Below are 6613 nucleotides of genomic sequence, written 5' to 3'. Positions count from 1 at the left end.
CCGGGCCGATGCCACGATGGATGGCCCGGCCCACCTCCGTCGATCCGGTGAAGGTGACGGCCGCGACGCGTTCGTCGGCGACCACCGCGGCCCCGGCCCGCCCGCCGCCCTGCACCAGCGCGATCGCCGCCGGGGGCAGTCCGCCGGCGAGCAGCGCCTCGACCAGCCGCTGCCCCATGAGCGGGGTGATCTCGGACGGCTTGAACAGCACCGGATCTCCCGCGGCGAGCGCCGGCCCGAGCTTGCGGGACGGGATGTTCAGCGGAAAGTTCCAGGGGGTGATGGCCCCGACGATGCCGATGGGTTCGCGGACGGTGTAGATCATGGTGCGGCCGGCGGCCGGGTACGTCGCGCCGGTCGCGCGCAGCGCCTCGCCCGCGTAGAAGCGCAGGTTCATGGGGGTGCGGCTCACCTCGACGGTGGCCTCGGCGCGCGTCTTGCCCTCCTCGCGGACCAGTTCCCCGACGAGCGATTCCCGTCGCTCCTCGAGGTGCCGGGCGGCGGCCTCCAGGACGGCGGCCCGGCGCTCCGGTGGGGTGGCGGCCCATTCGGGGGCCGCCTTGTCGAGTGCGTCGACGGCGATGCGCACGTCGGTGGCGTCGGAATCGGGGAACGTTCCGATCAGGTCGGTGGAATCGGCGGGGTTGCGTCGTTCGAAGGTGGCGCCGGAGACGGCCGGCACCCACGCACCGTCGATGAAGTTCAGTCCTGTTACGGCCACCTCAGCTCACCACCTGTTCGCCCAGTTCCCACAGGTCCACGTCCGCGTCGGCGAGCTGGTGCGCGCCGACCGTCCGGCCGACGAGTTCGCGGGCGGCCATGATGTCCTCGCCGCGGTCCATGGCGAACGCCGCGGTGAGCACGTCGCCGGCGAGATAGAAGACGGTGAACTCCCCCGAGCGGGCGTCGCCGCGCACGACGAGTTCCGTCGTCCCGGAGGATGTTCCGGTGAACTGGATGTTCGTGTCGTACTGGTCCGACCAGAACCAGTGGGCGTCGTCGGCGAGCGAGGTGCGACCGACGATCGTGTCCGCGACGACCGCGGCCTGCCGGTTGGCATTGTCGAAGTGCTCCACCCGGACTCGGCGGCCGGCGCGGTCGGAGAAGCGGTTCGCGACGTCGCCGGCGGCGTGGATTCCCGGTACGGCGGTGCGGCCCACGGCGTCGACGACGATGCCGTTGTCGGTGTGGAGTCCGCTCGCGGCGGCCACGGCGACGTTCGGCGTGATGCCGATGCCGACCACGACCACGTCGGCCTCGATCGTGTCGCCGGTCGTGGTGCGGACCCGCACCCCGGCCTCGGAGGTCGCGACGGAGTCCACGCCGACGCCGGTGCGCAGATCGACGCCGTTGCGGCGGTGCAGGTCGGCGCAGAACCCGCCGACCGTGGCGCCCAGGACGGAACCCAGCAGGGCGTCGGCGTATTCGAGGACGACCACGTCGACACCGAGACCGCGTGCCGTTGCGGCGATCTCGAGGCCGACGAATCCGCCGCCGACGACGACCAGGCGCGCACCGGGGGTCAGCCGCGGGGCGAGGGCGACGGCGTCGTCGAGCGTCCGCAGGTAGTGCACGAGATCGGGGCGCGTCCCGGAGGTGGGGATCGTGCGCGGGCGTCCCCCGGTCGCGAGGATCCCCGCGTCGGCGGCGACGGACCCACCGTCGAATTCCACGCTGCGCGAGGCGGTGTCGACGCGCCGTACCGTGACACCGGTCCGGATGTCGATATCGTTGTCGGCCAGCCACTTCGGTGTGAGCAGGGAAAGGGAGGCGACGGGTTCCCGGCCGGCGAGGAACTCCTTCGACAGTGGCGGCCGCTGGTAGGGCGCGTGCGGTTCGTCGCCGAGCAGGACGATGCGGCCGTCGAATCCGCGGCGGCGCAACGTGCGTGCGGCGACCGCGGCGACCTGGCCGGCGCCGACGGTGACAACGGTGCGTACGGTCATGACGAACTCTCCTCTTGCGAGCCGGGAACGACTCGGCGCGGGGCCGGATCGAGATAGACGGTGTCGCCCTCGACGGTCACGGGATAGGTCGGCTGGCAGAGATCCTGGTCCTCCTCGTAGCCGGTTTCGAGGTCGAACCGCCACTGGTGGCCGGGGCAGATGACCCGCCCGTGCAACAGGGTGCCCTTGGCGAGCGAGCGGTCCTGGTGGATGCACAGGTCGGCGAACGCGTACACCCGGTCGTTCGCGTGGAACAACGCGATGCCGACGCCGTCGACCTCGACGCGCAGCTTGCGCCGGCGGGTCAGCTCCTTGACGGTGGCGACGGCGACCCTGTCGCGGGTCGACCCGGGCGGGGCCGAGGCGGCGTCGGTGGACATGATTCTCCTTCGATCGGGGATGGCCGCCGGGACCGGTGCGGGAGGGCCGAGCGGTGGACCCTCCCGCGGTCCGGTCACGTCGGTCAGGCCGGAGCCAGCTCGAGGTCGGGAGCGACGTACGTGTCGTACAGGCCCTTGGTGTACGAGAAACGCATCTCCGCGCCCCAGCGCACGAGCTGCAGGCAGCGCTGCTGCAACTGCGGGGTGTCGGCGCAGTCCAGCACGATCTGGTACCCGCGTTCGCCGTGGACGACATCCGAGGTGATGTGCAGGTCGAAGAACTCGATCTCGTCCTCGGTGAACCCGTACACCTCGCGCAGCGGCACGATCTGCTTCTTGTAGATGCTCGGCACCTGCGACTCGAGACCGACGACCAGGGCCGCGGTGGCGACCACGAAGTGCTCGCGCTGCGAGACCGCGTAGCACCACGCCTGCAGGCCGCGGGTGACGGCGTTCATGTTGTTCGGATCCTCGACGCGCTCGCGGGTGGTGCCGCACGCCTCGGCGAACTTGATGAGCAGGTCGGTGTGCCGGATGTCGGCCAGCTCCTCCTCGTACATGTTCTGCAGGGTGAAGTCCTTGGCGTCGGTGAACGTGTCGGGCGTGTTGGAGTAGATGTTCGCGAGGTAGTCCGCGAACGGGCCCACGTAGTGGTAGTGGTTCTCGGCCCACCGGGCGAAGTGGTGCTTCTCGAGCTTGCCCTCGGCCCAGGCCTTGCTGAACGAGGCGTCCTTGGCCTCGCGGCCCTTGATCGCGTTCTCGAGTGCGGCGCGGAACTCGTCGCGTCCGAGCAGTTCGGTCATGGTGGTTTCCCTTTCACGCTGTGTCGTGCGGTCGGGCTGGGGTTGATCCGCGACGTTGCGGAGAACGATCGAAATCGGCTGAGTGAAAGCCTGTTCCGGTCGGTTTCGAAACTAGTGCCGGCGTCGGGGTGCGGCCACGGCCACACTGACCGGAATGCGGCGCCGGCGGGGGTCGAAGTGCACAGTCAGTGCGCCACCGACGCGGTGATCGCCTCGAACTCCGCGAGCATCGCCGCGCCGACGGCCTTGTCCTGCTCGCCGTTTCCGCCGCTGATGCCGACGGCGCCGACGATCTGGCCGTCGAACACCAGCGGGAAGCCGCCGACGAAGATCGCGAACTTGCCCGGCAGCATGTGGCTGATGCCGAAGGCCTCGTTGCCGGGCAGGGCCGGCCCGTTGGGCGGTTCGTTGAACAGGTGCGTGGCGCGTTCGTGGCCCGCCGCGGTGAACGCCTTGGCCATCGCGATCTCGACACCCGTCAGCCGCGCACCGGGGAGGCGGTGCAGGGCGATGACGTTGGCGCTCTCGTCGCAGACGCACAGGGTCTGCTTGACGCCGATCTCCTCCGCCTTCGCGCGGCCGGCAGCGAGGAGGGGGAGCGCGTCGTCGAGGGTGATGCGATGAATTCGATGCATGGGTCTCCACTTTCGGTCTGCGGGAGTACCGGCCTGGCGGAGCGGGAAGCGAGGGTCCGGCCGGTGGATGCGTTTTCGCCAGTGGGCTATTTCTAACAGGGATGCGGCCACGGAGGGACGGTCAGAATCACCCGTACCCGACACAATTCGTGTACAAGTTGCACATCGCCTGCGGACCTTCGACTCTGGTACTTGATGAAAAAGGTGCACGTCGTCCCTCGCGCCGGCGCCCCGCTCGCAGAAAGCAGGTCGACATGGAACCGAGCCCGCGCCTGACCGTCCGGGGTCTGCTCGACGAGTCGCTGATGACCGGGGCGCGGATCGCGTCCGGGCACACCGCCCTCGACCGCGCCCTCACCTGGGCACTGCCGTTCAGCGAGGTCATGGGCCGATTCGACGACCTCGATGCCGTCGCCGTGTACGCCCGTCCGGAGGCGCTCGCCGGCAACGTACACGCCGTCGCGGCGTTGGCCGCGCGCGGCGCCGCCGCCCTCGTCGTGGACGGCTCGCTGCCCGCGACGACCGCGGAGTCGCCGCTGCCCGCGGGACTCGTCGTCCTCGAGCTGAGCTTCCCGATCGGCTTCGCGGCGCTCAACCGCCTCCTGGCCGAGCGTGCCCTGACGCAGGAGGTGCACGTGATGCGCTACTCGTCGCACGTCCACACCACCCTGGCGGGGCTGCTGCACCGGGGCGCGGGCATGACCCTGCTCCTCCGCGAGGTCTCGGCCCTCGCGCACCATCCCGCCGTCGCGCTCGACGCGCGCGGGCACGTCGTCGCGGTCCACGGCCTGGACTCCGCGACCACGGACCTCGTCTCCGACCGGCTTCCGCGGGCGCTGGCCGAACGGCAGGGCGCGGAGACCACGAGTGGATCCGGACACGGCCACGACACCCGGGTGGTGGAGCTGTCCGGCGATTCGGGACGCTGGACGTGCACCGCCAGCCCCATCCGCCTGGGCAAGCGGTTCGAGGGCTGGGTCGCGGTGCTTGCCGCCGGTCCCGGCCCGGGCCCGCACGAACTGGCTCAGCACGCGGTCGTCACCGAACAGGCGACGGCGATCATCGGCTCGGAGATGTTGCGGCAGCGCAGTGTCGACGAAGCGGAGGAACGCGCCCGCGGGGACTTCGTGCAGGCGCTCGTGCACGGCAGCTTCACCAGCCAGCACGACATGCAGGCGCGGGCCGGGTATCACGACATCGATCTGACCTCGACGTTCGCGGTGTTCGTCGCGGCCGGGCACGCTCCGGACGCCGGGGGTGCGGGCGTCGAGGGCTCGGGGAGCCTGCTGCGGCTCGCGCGGTACGCGGCGAGCGTGCTGCCGCACCCGGCGGTGCGGTCCTACGTCACCGTGATCGGGGACGTCCTCGTCGTCGTCCGTTCGCTCCGGTCGCACGACCGGCGCGACGTCGAGGCGGAGATCGAGAAGTATGCCGAGGCCATGGCCCTGGACCTGGAGGACCGGCGCGGCCGGCCGGTGCCGGTCGCGCACGGCGCGCCCGCCGTCGGCGCGGACGAGATCCGGGAGAGCTACCGTCAGGCCCGGGTCGCCCTGGGAATCGGGCAGCGGCTGGGCTTGTCCGGCGCCGTCTCCTACCGCGACCTGCGCGGCTACGGCGTGCTCGAACTCGTCGCCGAGACCGACCGCAGCCGCCGCCTGGTCCGCGACGTGCTCGGCCCGATCCGCGCCGGAACCGACCTGCACGACACGCTCGTCGCGTACCTGAGCGCGGGTGGCAACGTCAACGCCGCGGCGCGGGAGCTCAACGTGCACCGGAACACGATGCTGTCCAAGCTCGATCGCATCTCCCGTGCGCTGTCGATGGACGTGCGCCTGCCGGAGAACCAGTTCACGGCGTGGCTCGCGATCCGCCTCGAGCTGCTGGACCATGTCCACACCGCCGTGGACCGCGAGATCAACTACCGCTGAACAACGTTCACACGCCTGCCAGTTCGGGGTCGCGGCCGAGGAAGGACGCGGCCAGCCCCGCCGCGACGACGACGGCGCACACGACGAACAGCACGGGGTACGACCACGAGTCCACCGCGATGGCCACCCATGCGGCGCCGACCGCCGATCCGCCGAAACGGATCAGGTTGAACAACCCCAGCCCGGTGCCCTGGGCTCCGGCGGGCGAGCGCGTCGACCCGGCCGCGGCCGGGGTCTGTACGAGCGCGCTGCCCACCCCGGTGACCGCGAGCACCGCGACGATCGCCCAGTGGTTCGTCGCCGCGGTCGCCAGGACGGCGGCCAGGGCCGACTGGGCGACGATCAGCACCGCCAGCCCCGCCCGCAGCACCCTCCGGGCGCCCAGCCTGTCGGTCGTGCGGCCCACGATCGGGGCCAGGACGACCATCACGGCGGGCAGCGCGAACAGGATCGTCCCGGCCAGGGCTGTGGACACCCCCGCGCCGGTCAGGTACAGCGGCACCGCGAGCAGGGTCGCACCGAGGCAGAACATCTGACCGAACGCCGCGATCGCGCTGCGGGCGAACCGCGGTTCGGCCACGAGGCGGACGTCGACGAACGGCACCTGCGTGCGCAGGCAGTGCAGCACGAACCACACGAGCACGACGGCCGCGCCCCCGATCAGCGCGAGGGCGACGGGCAGCGCCACGCCGGGCTGCGGGACCAGCGTCAGCCCGAGCACCAGCACCGCCGCGCCGAGCGTCAACGCGGCCGCGCCCGGGCCGTCGAGGCGCATGCGCCGGCCCTCGAACGCGGGAATCCAGCGCAGGGTCCCCGCGAAGCCGATCAGCGCCACCGGCACGAGCGGGACGAACACCCAGCGCCACCCCCAGTGGTCGGCGATCAGGCCGCCCATCGACGGTCCGAGGGCCTGACCGGCAC

General features: G+C 71.4%; 7 protein-coding genes. 1 reads left to right on the top strand and 6 read right to left on the bottom strand.

The annotated features are described in order from the left end of the window. From CQZ88_RS31730 to CQZ88_RS23905, 5 genes are all read right to left on the bottom strand, one after another. A partial coding sequence (locus CQZ88_RS31730) for an aldehyde dehydrogenase (protein WP_258008759.1) occupies positions 1–721 on the bottom strand: 721 nt, incomplete at its 3' end. A gap of 1 nt (position 722) precedes the next feature. After that, positions 723–1946: an NAD(P)/FAD-dependent oxidoreductase gene (locus tag CQZ88_RS23920; protein ID WP_102800411.1), complete on the bottom strand. Its 1224-nt coding sequence runs from the start codon at positions 1944–1946 to the stop codon at positions 723–725. After that, a complete protein-coding gene (locus CQZ88_RS23915; protein ID WP_006943159.1) occupies positions 1943–2326 on the bottom strand; it encodes a Rieske 2Fe-2S domain-containing protein in 384 nt (127 codons plus the stop codon). The genes CQZ88_RS23920 and CQZ88_RS23915 overlap by 4 nt, the downstream gene beginning before the upstream one ends. An 83-nt stretch (positions 2327–2409) precedes the next feature. Then, on the bottom strand, positions 2410–3129 hold the full coding sequence (locus CQZ88_RS23910) for a TenA family transcriptional regulator (protein ID WP_006943160.1): 720 nt from the start codon (positions 3127–3129) through the stop codon (positions 2410–2412). Between the two features lie 185 nt (positions 3130–3314). Continuing rightward, positions 3315–3764, bottom strand: coding sequence for a heme-binding protein (locus CQZ88_RS23905; RefSeq protein WP_006943161.1), 450 nt, complete (start codon positions 3762–3764; stop codon positions 3315–3317). 254 nt (positions 3765–4018) lie between these two features. Here CQZ88_RS23905 and CQZ88_RS23900 point away from each other — a divergent pair, with 254 nt between their 5' ends. After that, positions 4019–5692: a CdaR family transcriptional regulator gene (locus CQZ88_RS23900; RefSeq protein ID WP_102800410.1), complete on the top strand. Its 1674-nt coding sequence runs from the start codon at positions 4019–4021 to the stop codon at positions 5690–5692. A 7-nt stretch (positions 5693–5699) separates the two neighbouring features. Here CQZ88_RS23900 and CQZ88_RS23895 read toward each other — a convergent pair. Beyond that, on the bottom strand, positions 5700–6613 hold a 914-nt coding region (locus tag CQZ88_RS23895; RefSeq protein ID WP_258008758.1), incomplete at its 5' end, for an MFS transporter.

The sequence above is a fragment of the Rhodococcus sp. ENV425 genome (assembly GCF_002887785.1).
In the GTDB taxonomy this organism is placed as follows: domain Bacteria; phylum Actinomycetota; class Actinomycetes; order Mycobacteriales; family Mycobacteriaceae; genus Rhodococcus; species Rhodococcus aetherivorans.
Note: the sequence above shows the minus strand (reverse complement) of the source record. Positions and strands in the feature narration are given on the sequence as shown.

Bases quoted from the DNA above. Each gene is read 5' to 3' on its own strand.
- CQZ88_RS23910 (WP_006943160.1), bottom strand. From the start codon at position 3,129: ATGACCGAACTGCTCGGACGCGACGAGTTCCGCGCCGCACTCGAGAAC.
- CQZ88_RS23920 (WP_102800411.1), bottom strand. From the start codon at position 1,946: ATGACCGTACGCACCGTTGTCACCGTCGGCGCCGGCCAGGTCGCCGCG.
- CQZ88_RS23900 (WP_102800410.1), top strand. From the start codon at position 4,019: ATGGAACCGAGCCCGCGCCTGACCGTCCGGGGTCTGCTCGACGAGTCG.
- CQZ88_RS23905 (WP_006943161.1), bottom strand. From the start codon at position 3,764: ATGCATCGAATTCATCGCATCACCCTCGACGACGCGCTCCCCCTCCTC.
- CQZ88_RS23915 (WP_006943159.1), bottom strand. From the start codon at position 2,326: ATGTCCACCGACGCCGCCTCGGCCCCGCCCGGGTCGACCCGCGACAGG.